Origin of the sequence: Paenibacillus catalpae (assembly GCF_900112695.1) — a bacterium.
GTDB lineage: Bacteria > Bacillota > Bacilli > Paenibacillales > Paenibacillaceae > Pristimantibacillus > Pristimantibacillus catalpae.
Map to the genome: position 1 here is coordinate 365,185 of NZ_FOMT01000005.1, position 13,350 is coordinate 378,534.

Sequence of the window (13,350 nt, forward strand, 5' to 3'; positions counted from 1 at the left end):
AGTAGAGTTTGTTATCACAGCTAAGCGCTAGTGACGATATGTTGCTATGATGCGCCTTAAGCCTATTCTTTATTTGTATGCAATCTTATTTGTCGTCATCTTTAAATTCAACGCCCCTGCGCCCGCAGGGGCTTTTTTAATGCCCTTCTTAATTCAAACGCTAGAAGCTATGAGGAGGAACCCCCATGACAAATGAATTGCAGCAAGTAACGAAGCTGGCCGACCAATATAACATTATTCCGATTGTACGCTATATGCTTGCAGATACAGAAACACCTATCCGATTGTTTCAGCATTTTGCGAAAGAGCAGCATGCTTTCCTGCTGGAGAGCGTGGAAGGCGGCGTGAAATGGGCGAGATATTCTTTTATCGGAACGGATCCTTTCATGATGCTGTACGGCAAGAACGGCAAGATGGTGCTTGAGCATAACGGCGAGACGAAAGTGTTCGATGAGAAGCCGATTGAACTGCTCAAAGCACAGCTTCGCGGCTTCCGCAGTCCATCCTTGCCGGAACTGCCTCCATTTACGGGCGGGGCGATTGGTTACTTCGGTTACGATCTGCTTCAATACTACGAGAACCTGCCGGCACATCGCATTGACGACCTGCAAATGAATGATCTGCAGTTCATGTTCTGCGATCAGGTTATCGTCTTTGATCACTTCAAGCAGCAGCTTCAAATTATCGGGAACGTTCATATTCCTCATGCGGCAACAAATGCGGATATCGAAAAGGCTTATAACCGTGCGCTTGCCAAGATTGAAGCAACGATTGAGCGCGTACAGCAGCCCATTACCGTACCGGCAACAGCGGGCTCGTCGATCCCGACTGATCCTGAACTTGGCGATGTACAGTCGAACCTGACGAAGGAGCAATTCATCTCGAATGTGGAGCAGGCGAAGGAATACATCCGCTCGGGCGATATTTTCCAGGTCGTCTTGTCCCAGCGTTTCAGCATCGAGACAGAGGTTGATCCGCTGCATGTATACCGCGTACTCCGCACGATGAATCCATCTCCTTATATGTATTATCTGAAGATGGGCGATGAAGTGATCGTAGGGACGTCGCCGGAGGCGCTTGTGAAGGTTGACGGCAACCGCAAGGTAGAGACTCGCCCGATCGCCGGAACAAGACCCCGCGGCAAAACGCCGGAGGAAGACAAGGCGCTTGAGGTAGAGCTTCTCGCCGACGAGAAGGAACGGGCAGAGCATCTGATGCTGGTTGACCTGGGGCGCAATGATATTGGACGTGTATCGGAATTCGGATCTGTACGCTGTGATGCTTATATGGAGATTGAACGTTACTCGCATGTCATGCACATCGTATCCAACGTATCCGGCAAGCTTCGCGAGGATAAAGATTTCTTTGATGCCTTCTTGTCCTGTCTACCGGCAGGCACAGTGTCCGGCGCTCCTAAGCTTCGGGCCATGGAAATTATCGCTGAACTCGAGAACGAAGCACGCGGCGCATACGCAGGTGCTATCGGTTATCTCGGATTTGGCGGATCTCTTGATACGTGTATCACCATTCGTACGATCGTATTCAAGAACGGCAAAGCCTATATCCAAAGCGGGGCGGGAATCGTATGGGATTCCGTACCGGAGAGCGAATATATGGAGACAGTCAATAAGGCAAAAGCAAGCTTGAAGGCGATTCGTGCTGCCGAAGCGATTTTTGGACAACGTAAAGGTTCGACCGGGCAAGCGGTTAACACAGACTACTATGTAACAAGCGGAGAGGTGTTGTAAAATGAGTTTGATGACTGAACAGGTAACGATGCAAGGCGCCTTAAACAAACTGATGAGCAGCACCGATCTGACGCGTGAAGAAGCCCGTGCAGTGATGGATATTATTATGAGCGGCAATGCAACGCCATCGCAAATTGCAGGCGTTGCGACAGCCCTGCGCATGAAAGGCGAGACGAAGGATGAGATTACCGGGTTCGCGGAAGTCATGCGTCAGCATTCCAGCCATGTTCAGACAAAGCAGGAAGGACTGCTTGATACTTGCGGTACTGGCGGCTCTGGCATTCATAAGTTTAATATTTCGACGGCATCGGCTATGATTGCTTCGGCAGCAGGCATACGAGTGGCGAAACACGGGAACCGGGCTATGTCCGGAAAAGCAGGAAGTGCAGACGTACTGGAAGCGCTCGGCGTACAAATTACGCTGACTCCGGAGCAAGCCTCCGAATGTTTGAATCAGATCGGCATCTGCTTCATGTTCGCACAGCTGTATCATCCTTCCCTGCGGCATGCGGCTGTACCCCGTCGTGAGCTCGGTGTCCGCACTATCTTCAATATGCTGGGGCCTTTAACGAATCCGGCTGGCGCTGACCGCCAGCTGATCGGACTGTATGACCGTACCAAGACGGCTACGATTGCCGCAGTCTTGAACGAACTTGGTGTGAAACGGGCCATGGTTGTCAGCAGTGTCGACGGGCTGGATGAGATCAGCATCTCGGCGCCTACCCAAATCTCCGAGCTCCGGAATGGCGAAGTGATAACTTATGAACTGACTCCGGAAGAGCTGGGGCTTTCCCGTTATCCAATCTCCGAAGTGATAGGGGGAGATCCTGCGACAAACGCATCCCTTATCCGTTCGATCTTCAGCGGCGAACAACGTGGTGCTTATCGTGATATCGTACTTGCTAACGCGGGAGCTTGCATTTATGTAGGCGGCTATGCAGATTCGCTCCGCGAAGGAGTAGCGATTGCCGCTGAAATGATTGATTCCGGCAAGGCGAATCAGCAATTGCAAAAGCTTATTCAGACGACAGGAGAGTTGACCCATGTTTCTTGATAAAATCGTAGTAACGAAGCGGGAAGAGGTTGCTCGTCTCGCTTCCGGATTCCAGCTATCCGATTATGAACGCAAAATCGCTTCGCTTCCTGAATGCCGCGGCTTCGAGCGAGCTTTAACAGCCGGCCGCAAGCGGGACGTTGGCTTGATTGCTGAAGTGAAGAAAGCCTCTCCTTCCAAAGGGCTTATCCGTCCCGATTTTCTGCCTGCCGAGCTAGCAGCTGCTTATGAGCGCGCCGGAGCAGACTGTATTTCGGTATTGACGGACCGCGATTATTTCCAAGGTTCTAACGAATACTTAACCTTGATTAAAGAGAGCGTCAGCAATCCGCTGCTACGTAAAGATTTCATAATTGATTACCGCCAGGTATACGAGGCTCGTCTAATCGGCGCAGATGCGGTACTATTAATAGCAGCAATTCTTACTTCATCCGAGCTGTCCGAGTTGTATGATACGGCGAAAGCGCTTGGCATGGATGTCCTTGTAGAGGTTCACGACCGCGAGGAGCTGGAACGCGTTCTTGAGCTTGACAAAGCTACCCTTATCGGTGTGAACAACCGCGATCTGAAATCTTTTGTAACGGATCTTCATACAACAGAGGCACTTATTGATCTGATGCCAAAAGGCGTTACCGTTATTAGCGAGAGTGGCATTGCCGGCCGTAAAGATATGGATTATCTCCAGACGGTAGGCGCGCATGGCGTCTTGATCGGCGAGCATTTCATGCGCCAGCCGGATGCCGGACAAGCGGTTATCGATCTGATGGGACCGGTGACGCGGGCATGACGGCATCACCAAGAATCAAGATTTGCGGATTGAGGGATACGGCGACGATTGAAGCTATGAACGGACTTCCGTTTCATGAGATCGGATTCGTATTTGCGCCAAGCAAGCGCCGGGTTGACGCGGATACGGCAGCTTCCCTGATTGATGCGGCGAAGCAGCTTCAGGCAGCTGACGGCGGTACGCCACAGACCGTTGGCGTCTTTGTTAATCCGGGTATTGACGAACTGGAAGCGATTGTGGCGAAGGCGCCTATTGATGTCGTGCAGCTGCATGGACAAGAGACGCCGGAGTTTTGCCGGTTAGTCAAGATCAGTCTGCATAAGAAAGTATGGAAAGTATTTTCCATCGGAAAAGACGGTATAAGCGCGCAGGAGCGGGTATCCGCCTATGCGGGTACGGTTGATGCGATTCTGATCGATACAGCCGGCGGCGGGACGGGCCAAACCTTTGATTGGCAAGTCATATCGGCTTATCAGGAAGCTGCCGCAGCGATCCAAGTACCGCTGTATGTTGCAGGCGGATTAAATCCCGGCAATGTGGAAGAGCTTCTGGCCGGCAACACGGTAGACGGAATTGATGTATCAAGCGGAGTAGAGACGGACGGACGTAAGGACATCGAGAAGATTAGATTATTCGTTAGAAAGGTGATAGAACGATGAACCAAGTACCAGACGAGAACGGGCGCTTTGGCAAATTCGGCGGCCGGTACGTACCGGAAACACTGATGAACGCTTTGCTGGAGCTGGAAGAGGCTTACAAGCATTACTCGCAGGATTCTTCTTTCAAGCAGGATGTACATGATCTGCTCCATAAATATTCGGGTCGTCCAACACCGCTTTATTATGCGGAACGTTTAAGCCAGCATCTTGGCGGCGCGAAAATCTACCTGAAGCGCGAGGACCTGAACCATACCGGCGCTCATAAGATTAACAATACGATCGGGCAGGCTGTGCTTGCCAAACGGATGGGCAAAACAAAGGTTATTGCGGAAACAGGCGCAGGTCAGCACGGGGTTGCATCTGCTACTGTTGCTGCCTTGCTTGGACTGGAATGCAAAGTGTTTATGGGCGAAGAAGACATGAAGCGCCAGCAGCTTAACGTATTTCGCATGCAGCTGCTTGGAGCGGAAGTGGTTCCTGTATTGTCGGGCACGCGCACGCTTAAGGATGCCTGCAACGAAACACTCCGCTACTGGGTCAGCCATGTAGAAGATACCTTCTATATCCTGGGATCGGCTACAGGCCCGCATCCGTATCCGATGATGGTCCGCGACTTCCAGCGTATTATCGGGGATGAATCCCGGAAGCAGATTGTAGAAGCGGAAGAGCGTCTTCCTGACTATATCGTTGCGGCAGTTGGCGGCGGCAGCAATGCCATTGGTATTTTCTATCCGTTTATTGGAGATGAATCCGTTCGCCTTGTTGGGGTTGAAGCAGCAGGACGCGGAATTGATACAGAAGAGCATGCGGCAACGATGACTATGGGCAGCCACGGTGTATTCCAGGGTTCGATGAGCTACTTGCTGCAGGATAAATACGGCCAGGTACAGCCTGCCCATTCCATCTCTGCGGGTCTCGACTATCCTGGCATTGGACCGGAGCATGCTTATCTAAAAGACTCCGGCCGTGCGGAGTACTTCCCGATTACCGATGCGGAAGCTCTTGATGCGCTGCAGCTGTTGTCGCGGACGGAAGGCATTATCCCGGCTTTGGAATCGGCCCATGCGATTGCGCAGACGATCAAGCTGGCTCCTACGCTGGGTAAAGACAAGATTGTCGTTGTAAACTTGTCGGGCCGCGGCGATAAAGACGTGGAAGCGATCATGGGTTACCTGGGAGGTGCAGAGGCGTGAATCTGATTGATGCTGCTTTTGCCAAATTAAAGCAAGAAGGAAAGACAGCACTTATTCCGTTCTTAACGATTGGGGATCCGGATATCCCGACATCAATCGCTATTATTAAAGAGCTCGAGCAGGCAGGCGCCGATATGGTTGAGCTTGGTGTTCCATATTCCGATCCGCTGGCAGACGGTCCGGTTATTCAACGGGCATCGGAACGTGCACTCCAGAACCGTATTTCGATTCTGGATTGTATGGAGACAGCTGCTCAAGCCCGTGAAGCCGGTGTCCAAATGCCGTTTATCTTGTTTACTTATTTCAATCCGGTGCTGCAGTTTGGCCTGGAAACGTTTATGAACCTTGTCGTTGAGAAAGGAATCAGCGGTCTCATTATTCCCGACCTTCCGATCGAGGAAGACGAGGAAGTCCGCCAGCTGGCGGAAGAGAAGGGCGTTCATCTTATTCCGCTCGTGGCGCCAACCTCGAAGGACCGTGTTGTCCGGATTTCGCGGAAAGCGCGCGGATTTGTCTATTGTGTTTCATCGCTTGGTGTAACCGGCGTACGCGCCGAGTTCCACAAGGGAATTGATGACTTCCTTGCTACCGTTCGCGAAGCAACGGAACTGCCGATTGCCGTAGGCTTCGGGATTTCGAGCCGGGAGCAGGTAGAACGTTTTGAGAAAATCAGCGACGGAGTTATTGTCGGCAGCGCGATCGTCCGCAAGATTGAAGAAACACTTCCACTTCTAAATGATACAACAAAGCGGGAAGCGGGACTTGCGCAAATCCGCAGCTTTGTTGCTGATTTGAAAGGCTAATAGAAAAAGGACAGGGCCGGACGGCTCTGTCCTTTTTCTGTGCTCCAGTTCCTATTTTAAACGACAACTCTTTAAAACCTTGACAAGATGTGAGACAATAGAAAACATGCAGTTTAGCCAATAAGACAAAGAGGTGAACGGCGATGCAGCCAAAAAGCAATATCGTGCATCTCCCTGTTTATCAGCCAGGGAAACCGGTTGATGACGTTAAGAGAGAGCTTGGACTAGAGGAAGTAATCAAGCTTGCTTCCAACGAGAACCCGTTCGGTTATTCTGAACAGGCGAAAGCAGCTATTATAAATGAATTAGGACAAATTTCAACTTACCCGGATGGCGCAAGCTTCGAACTAACCGCTGCTGTAGCGCAAAAATTCGGGGTAGAGCCTAACCAGATTATTTTTGGCACAGGTTCAAGCGACATTATACTTATGCTTGCGAGGACGTACCTTGCTCCGGGTGACGAAACGGTTATGGCCGATGAAACGTTCTCCCAATACAAACATAACGCGGAAATCGAGAATGCCCGTATTATCGAAGTACCATTGAAAAACGGTAAACATGATCTTTCCGCTATGCTGGCCAAAATCACTGATCGTACGAAGCTGGTATGGGTATGTAATCCGAATAACCCGACCGGCACTATTGTTAAGGAAGATGAGCTAACGACTTTCCTTGATCAAGTTCCGAAAGACGTATTAGTCGTCCTGGATGAAGCTTACTGTGAGTTTGTCAATGAGCCGGGCTTCCCGGACGGAATTAAGCTGCTCAAGAAATACCGGAATCTGATCGTGCTTCGCACGTTCTCGAAAATTTATGGCCTCGCATCGCTTCGTATTGGTTACGGTATTGGACATGCGGATGTCATTCAGTATATGAACCAAGTCCGCGAGCCTTTTAATACAAACCGTCTTGCACAAGTAGCGGCGAAAGCCTCTCTTGCAGACGATGAGTTTGTTGCCTTTTGCCGTGAGCAAAACCGGGCGGGCATTGAATATTTATACAGCCATTTCGACCGTCTTGGCCTAAGCTATTTCCCTGCGTTCGGCAACTTTGTAATGGTTGATACGAAACTTCCGTCTGCTGAGGTATTCCAAGCCCTGCTTCGCAGAGGCCTGATCGTTAGACCTCGCTGGACGTATTATCCGACTCATATTCGTGTTTCAGTAGGTACACCGGAACAAAATGAGAAGTTTATTGCTGCTCTGGAGCAAGTATTGCAGGAAGCGGCGGTGCGCGGATAGCCTTATGACAAAGATTGCGATATTTGGAGTAGGATTGATTGGCGGATCGCTGGCATTGTGCTTCAAAGGCAAGCCGGATCTTACGGTAGTTGGTTATTCGAACCGTCAGTCTTCCGTTGAGAAATACATGAAGCGGGGAGTCGTGGATTATGCGACGACTTCCTTGCAGGAAGCTGCTGAAGGAGCCGATTTTATTTTTCTGTGCGTGCCTGTCGGCATGCTGGAAGAATACGTTACGGAGCTCAGCAGGCTTGAATTAAAGCCAGGCTGTATTATTACAGACGTGGGCAGCACGAAGGCGTCGGTTGCGGAATGCGGCAGAAGGCTGGAGCGCAATGGCGTTTCGTTCATCGGCGGCCATCCGATGGCAGGTTCAGAGCGATCCGGCGTTGAAGCTGCGTCGACGAACCTATTCGAGAACGCGTTTTATGTTTTGACGCCGGAAGAAACGACGCCGCCTGAAGCTCTGGAACAGCTGAAAGCTCTGCTTGTTCATACAAGAGCCCATCTCGTAAGTGTGGATGCCAAATCACATGATGAGATTGTAGGGGCCATCAGCCATTTGCCGCATATGATCGCTGTTGCTCTTGTTAATCAGGTCCGCGGCTACAATGAGCAGAACGGCTTGTACGAGCTGCTGGCTGCCGGCGGTTTCCGGGATATTACAAGAATCGCCGCAAGTGATCCCGTCGTGTGGCGTGATATTCTGATCAATAACCGTACGGTTCTGCTTAAGCTTCTGAAGGACTGGAATGCGGAGGTAGAGAAGTTTGCCGTTATGCTGGAGTCTCTGAATGGAGAAGCGATTGAAGAAGCTTTCCAGGCAGCAGGTGAGTTCCGCAGCAAACTTCCAGAGCGCCGCAAGGGAATGATTCATTCCTTGTATGACTGTTATGTAGATGTGCCCGATCATCCCGGTATTATTGGCAATATTGCCAGTGAGCTCGGCAGCGCCCGGATTAATCTTAGCAATATCAATATTATTGAGAGCAGAGAAGACGTTCCCGGCGTTCTTCGCTTATCTTTCCGGACACAGGAAGATTTGGATCAAGCAATGGAGCTCTTGGGCAAAACCGGATATACCGTCCGCCAATAAACCTCGAAAGAGGTTTTTTTGGTTTATAGCCGAGTAAGTGATAACTCTGTTACTGAGCTTTTTATATACCGCGGTATAGCAGTTAGGCTTGTCAAAAATAGTTTAAGCGTTTTCAAAAAAAGCATTGACATAGTGGAAGCGTATACATATAATAAAAGTACAGTATGGTTTCTCTCCACTCCTATCCAAAACTATAGCGTTCATCATGAATGCTGACCACTCTTCGGAGTGGTTTTTTTTTGTTTATTTTTATGGACAAGCCCCCCACGTTATTCCGACAAATTCCTTCAAGCTGGAAATTAGAGTTTATTTATTTTTTAAGACTATTAGGAAGAGGTGTGTTACAATACGTAAGGATAGTCTGGTTTGTTAAAATATGGATGAAAATCCTTTTTGTCGAAAGAAGAAGGAATTTGGCTGCTGCGAATCGAATTACATACATCGTATTTATTGAATTTTTTTATGATAATGACCGCAACTTTTCGCTTCCGGTTCGGTACAATGATACATACATCGAACTGGGAAGAAGAATTCGCAGGTGAGGAGGATCGCCTGTCATGACTGATTCCCAATTAATACGTGAGATTAAGGACGGCAATATCGAGCTCTATTCCGAGCTGATGCGCCGTTACCAACGCAAAATACTGGCCTTTATTTATCATATGTTGAAGAGTGGCAAGCTGGAGCTGCTGGCTGAAGATTTGTGCTCGGAAACGTTTTATAAAGCATACCGCAGTCTCCATTCTTTTCGGGAAGTGGATGCTTCTTTTTCAACATGGTTATATACGATTGCACGTAATACAGTACTTAGCGAGCTGCGTAAGCAGAAGTCGGCTCATGTGCCATTGGATGAATCCAATATGATGCCGGCGGCCCCGCCTGACCAGGTGCCAGAGCAGCATGTTCTGCGCAATGAACGGATGGCGATGGTTCGGGAAGCTATTAATAATTTACCTGAGAAACAACGCTCAGCACTCATTCTGCGGGAATATGACCAGCTCGAGTATCAGGAGATCGCTAATATTTTGGGTCAAACGGTCAGTTCAGTAAAATCGTTGTTATTCCGGGCCAGAGCCAGCGTGAAATCTCAGCTTGAGCCGTATTTTGGCGAGACGCCGATGATGGAAGAATACGAAGGGATGAACACACGATGAAATGCGATGACGTACAAGACAAGTTCGATATCTTCGGAAATTTATCAGAGGAAGATGTCGAGCGGGAAGCGATGGAGGCCCATTTGCTCGATTGTGAGCATTGCGCTGAGCAATACCGTCTATGGGAAGAAAGCGAAGAGATGATTCGCCAGCTTTCGGAAGAGGATGAGGTTGTCAGTGCACAGATGGAGCATGTTAATCGCAACGTCATGGATCGCATTTATGCTGAACAATCGTGGTTGTTGCCCGTATCCCAGAAGAGTTATCATTTCTCGCCCTCATTCCGGAGAAATCTGGCTATCGTTCTGTCAGCCTGCTTAACGGTATTTGTTTGTTCACTGATCTTTTTCATTAACGGCAACGAGAACGGTACATCGGAAGAAAAAATGGCTCAATTAACCGGTTTAATGGATACGGCGAATGCATCCGGTAGTGAATTTGTCATCAGCGCTGAATTCGAAGTGCCGGTGGCAAGCGTCAGCGACCCGTTCGTGCTGCAGGTCGTTCCGTCCTTCCCGCAATATTGGGTAGCTCTTTCGTTATTAGGCGTTGTTATGTCTTTATTAATATTGAACTGGTTGTCTAGAACGCGAAACTAATGCACAACCTTAACACATGTGAGCTTTTATTTTTATTTGGCGATAAAATTAACCTCTAACCGCGGTCGCTCATTTTCGAACGATTTCGATAGAGGTTTTCTCATTTCCGCTTGAAGGGCAGGGAGCAACCTTGATTATAGGAATGGTACGGCATGGAAATACCGATTGGAATGCATTGGGAAAGGTTCAAGGACAGACAGATATCCCGTTGAATGAGCTTGGTAAAAAGCAGGCCAACGCGCTGGCCGAGCGGCTTCTTCGCGATGAGAAGCTATGGGATGCTGTGATTTCCAGTGATTTGCAGCGTGCACGTCAGACTGCATCCGTAATAGCGGACAAGCTGGGCATTACGCTGCTCGAGGGAGATCCCCGGTTACGGGAGCGTAATTTCGGCGAAGTAGAAGGGATGACCTTGCCGGAGAGAATTGAGCGCTGGGGAGAGAACTGGCGTGAGGTTGCAGGTGGTTTGGAATCAGATGAAGAAGTCCGTGCCAGAGGACTTGCGTTTCTTGCGGATTGGCAGAAGAAGCGGCCGGAAGGCAGACTGCTTGTTGTGTCTCATGGCGGCTTTCTGGCACAGATGTTCGATACGCTTTGCTCGGATTTGGAGAAGCAGAATTTAGGGAATTTATCGTACTCGATCCTCCAGTTCAAGGATGAACAATGGACACCTCTTTTGTATAATTGTACCCGTCATTTGGAGGAGCAGGCGAATCCGAGTGTTTGATTTGACTGCTGGGTCATTCTTGGAAATGTATCTCCTCCCGGTCCCTGTTGTCAATTTGATACCGCTCATTCCTCGTCAATTATTTTTTTAAAATAGCAGGTCTGCCGATTATTTGGCAGCCCTTTTTTTGTTGTGTTCGTAGTGAGAATCACGAATGATATCGTCTTAATCAAAAGGCTGCCAATATAAATGGCAGCCTATTTTGTTGCCCTCTTCTTTTGAATTTTAATGGGTCATTGTGTGAAAACGAGCGAGCGGGGAGCGGAGCAAGTGAATGTTCTGGAGAAGCGGAGTTTATGCTTACGAAGGTTTAGAAAGCTTTTAAGCGTTCGCTTTTGATACCCGGATTCCTAACATAACAACTTCTAATTGAAGGAATCCGGTATCAATGGCGATCGGAAGAACATTTGCTTGGTAGCGTGCATCACCGAATATTTCGGCCCCAATGTGAAGCTTTTTCACACAAGTAGTTTTAAAATTCAAATATTTTCCCATAATGGTACTAATTATTGCTAGCGAATCAAAGAAGCTCGCGTAGAGTAGACACGTCGGCGGGCAGTTGCGGAAAGGAGAGATACAATGAATTTGTCGGATATGCTGGGCTATGCTGATATTCAACAGTTGAGCCGGATTGCTTCCGTGTATCAATGTGAGTGCAATGGTCACTCCAAAAATGATTTGATTCAATCTATTCTCTCGACCGTAAGCCGGAAAGATGTTTTTGAGGCGCAGATCAGCAGTATGAAACTGGACGAAATGCGGTTCTTGAATTCCCTGTTATTTGAATCTAGGGATTCATTTAGCCTGGAAGAGCTTATTGCAAGGGTTCAGCAAAGCAAATTTGGCGAAGTTGAACCGCCAGCGGAAGAACCGCCGCAGAAAAAAACGAAACGAACAACAAAAAAGAAAAAAGCTGAGGCTGAAGTGCCAAAAGAAACCGGGCCGCGTGAGATGATCTCGAGGTTCAAGCATCAGGGTTGGCTGTTTAATGGCGTAACGGGTGTGAACCGTTATATGTTCCAGGTACCGCAAGACCTGAGAACAAGATTCCGCGATACGCTTCGCAAGAAGTTTGCGGCGGAACTTCATTTTACGGATGAGCCGCAAATGTACCGCGATGAGCAGCTTCTCGTACAAGAGGATATTTATCAGCTGCTTCATTATATATACCACAATGAGGTACAGCTTTCGGCGGATGGCTCGATGTACAAACGTTTCAGCGGGCAAATTTTAGAGAAGTTGGCCATTTCGGAAGAATTTCCTGCCAAAGGTGAATGGCGTTTTGGATACGGCCGTCATTTTCACCATTACCCAAACCGGATGTCGCTCTTGTACGACTATTGCAGCTACATGAAATATTTCACGGACAACAACCTGGTGCTGACTTTATCGACAAGCGGAGAAGAGCGGCTGCGCAGCAAACCGGCTAATGAAATGGAACAGCTTTATAAATTTTGGCTGAAGCTGTACAAAGGGCCAATCTCTAACGTGCATGCACTGGTGCACTGGATGAACAGTTTGGCGGAACAATGGGTGACTGTGGATTCTCTCCGCAAAGTGCTCATTCCTTTCATTAAACCGTTCTATTATGACACGGCAGATAAGGTGCTGGATGTCCGGCTTATCGGAATTATGGTTCATCTGGGCATGCTTCGGATCGGCGAGCATCAAGAGCATGGAACGGTTGTGCGGATGACCAAGCTCGGCAGAGCGCTTATCGCGGGAGTGAGTCTCGAAGATCAGGATCGGATGTTTCTCTATTAGTTTTTCTATGAAAGCACCTAGGCGATGGCATATTAATTGGAATGGGGGCAATCGTACTTATCGGCGCGCAGAATGGTGAATATGCTTAAAGTAGGAGCCGGTTCGATTGTGACTGAGAATGAAGCGAGTTGACCTATACTCTTTCACTTGAATCACCGCGTGACGATAGTCGAAGACGATAGGATCTCTTAAACGCCGGTTTGGAGGTGTATCCTATGGACAAAATGAAAGTTGCGTACGAAGCAATGCTAGGATTAGCAGCGGAGATGGTATTAGATGAAGCCGTTCACAAATTTCGCTCGGATCGGATATACAAAGCAATTGATCAAGCGTTAGCCGTTGGGGACGAGGATACGTTTTACCGTTTAGCCGCTCAATTGAATCAATTGAAAAGCTAATTTACGCAAATAGAAACTTCCGCTGCATGATGGGGACTTTAATAATCCGTCATAGCAGCGGGAGTTTTTTTGTTGAATGGATTGGCAAGATCATCCTTTATGGGTAACATAGAGTTTACGGATGAAT

At 48.7% G+C, this 13,350-nt stretch carries 13 protein-coding genes; all 13 read left to right on the forward strand.

Annotation, left to right across the window (positions count from 1 at the left end):
- Positions 1-185: 185 nt before the first annotated feature.
- The 13 genes from trpE (at position 186) to BM200_RS23215 (ending at position 13,223) form a co-directional block, all read left to right on the forward strand.
- Positions 186-1,748: an anthranilate synthase component I gene (gene trpE, locus BM200_RS23155; protein WP_091189023.1), complete on the forward strand. Its 1,563-nt coding sequence runs from the start codon at positions 186-188 to the stop codon at positions 1,746-1,748.
- 1 nt (position 1,749) lies between these two features.
- Positions 1,750-2,802 carry an anthranilate phosphoribosyltransferase gene (trpD, locus tag BM200_RS23160; protein ID WP_091189024.1) on the forward strand — a complete coding sequence of 351 codons (1,053 nt, stop codon included), beginning with the start codon at positions 1,750-1,752 and terminating at the stop codon, positions 2,800-2,802.
- Positions 2,792-3,589 carry an indole-3-glycerol phosphate synthase TrpC gene (trpC, locus tag BM200_RS23165; RefSeq protein WP_091189025.1) on the forward strand — a complete coding sequence of 266 codons (798 nt, stop codon included), beginning with the start codon at positions 2,792-2,794 and terminating at the stop codon, positions 3,587-3,589. The genes trpD and trpC overlap by 11 nt, the downstream gene beginning before the upstream one ends.
- Positions 3,586-4,248, forward strand: a complete 663-nt coding sequence (locus tag BM200_RS23170; protein WP_091189026.1) for a phosphoribosylanthranilate isomerase — start codon at positions 3,586-3,588, stop codon at positions 4,246-4,248. Before trpC ends, BM200_RS23170 begins: the two co-directional genes overlap by 4 nt.
- Positions 4,245-5,441: a tryptophan synthase subunit beta gene (gene trpB / locus BM200_RS23175; RefSeq protein ID WP_091189027.1), complete on the forward strand. Its 1,197-nt coding sequence runs from the start codon at positions 4,245-4,247 to the stop codon at positions 5,439-5,441. The genes BM200_RS23170 and trpB overlap by 4 nt, the downstream gene beginning before the upstream one ends.
- Positions 5,438-6,244 (forward strand): tryptophan synthase subunit alpha, encoded by an 807-nt coding sequence (gene trpA, locus BM200_RS23180; RefSeq protein WP_091189028.1) that lies wholly within the window; start codon positions 5,438-5,440, stop codon positions 6,242-6,244. Before trpB ends, trpA begins: the two co-directional genes overlap by 4 nt.
- A gap of 143 nt (positions 6,245-6,387) precedes the next feature.
- On the forward strand, positions 6,388-7,485 hold the full coding sequence (gene hisC, locus BM200_RS23185; protein WP_091189029.1) for a histidinol-phosphate transaminase: 1,098 nt from the start codon (positions 6,388-6,390) through the stop codon (positions 7,483-7,485).
- Between the two features lie 4 nt (positions 7,486-7,489).
- Entirely contained in the window at positions 7,490-8,581 is a 1,092-nt protein-coding gene (locus BM200_RS23190; protein ID WP_091189030.1) for a prephenate dehydrogenase, read from the forward strand.
- Positions 8,582-9,138: 557 nt separating this feature from the next.
- The gene (locus BM200_RS23195; protein ID WP_091189031.1) at positions 9,139-9,735 is read left to right on the forward strand and encodes an RNA polymerase sigma factor; all 597 of its coding nucleotides are present in this window, start codon (positions 9,139-9,141) and stop codon (positions 9,733-9,735) included.
- On the forward strand, positions 9,732-10,334 hold the full coding sequence (locus tag BM200_RS23200) for an anti-sigma factor (RefSeq protein ID WP_091189032.1): 603 nt from the start codon (positions 9,732-9,734) through the stop codon (positions 10,332-10,334). The genes BM200_RS23195 and BM200_RS23200 overlap by 4 nt, the downstream gene beginning before the upstream one ends.
- Before the next feature lie 130 nt (positions 10,335-10,464).
- Positions 10,465-11,061 carry a histidine phosphatase family protein gene (locus BM200_RS23205; RefSeq protein WP_091189033.1) on the forward strand — a complete coding sequence of 199 codons (597 nt, stop codon included), beginning with the start codon at positions 10,465-10,467 and terminating at the stop codon, positions 11,059-11,061.
- Positions 11,062-11,640: 579 nt separating this feature from the next.
- Complete coding sequence (locus tag BM200_RS23210) at positions 11,641-12,825, forward strand: hypothetical protein (RefSeq protein WP_091189034.1); 1,185 nt, start codon at positions 11,641-11,643, stop codon at positions 12,823-12,825.
- Between the two features lie 215 nt (positions 12,826-13,040).
- Complete coding sequence (locus BM200_RS23215) at positions 13,041-13,223, forward strand: IDEAL domain-containing protein (RefSeq protein ID WP_015844028.1); 183 nt, start codon at positions 13,041-13,043, stop codon at positions 13,221-13,223.
- The last annotated feature ends 127 nt before the right edge of the window (positions 13,224-13,350 follow it).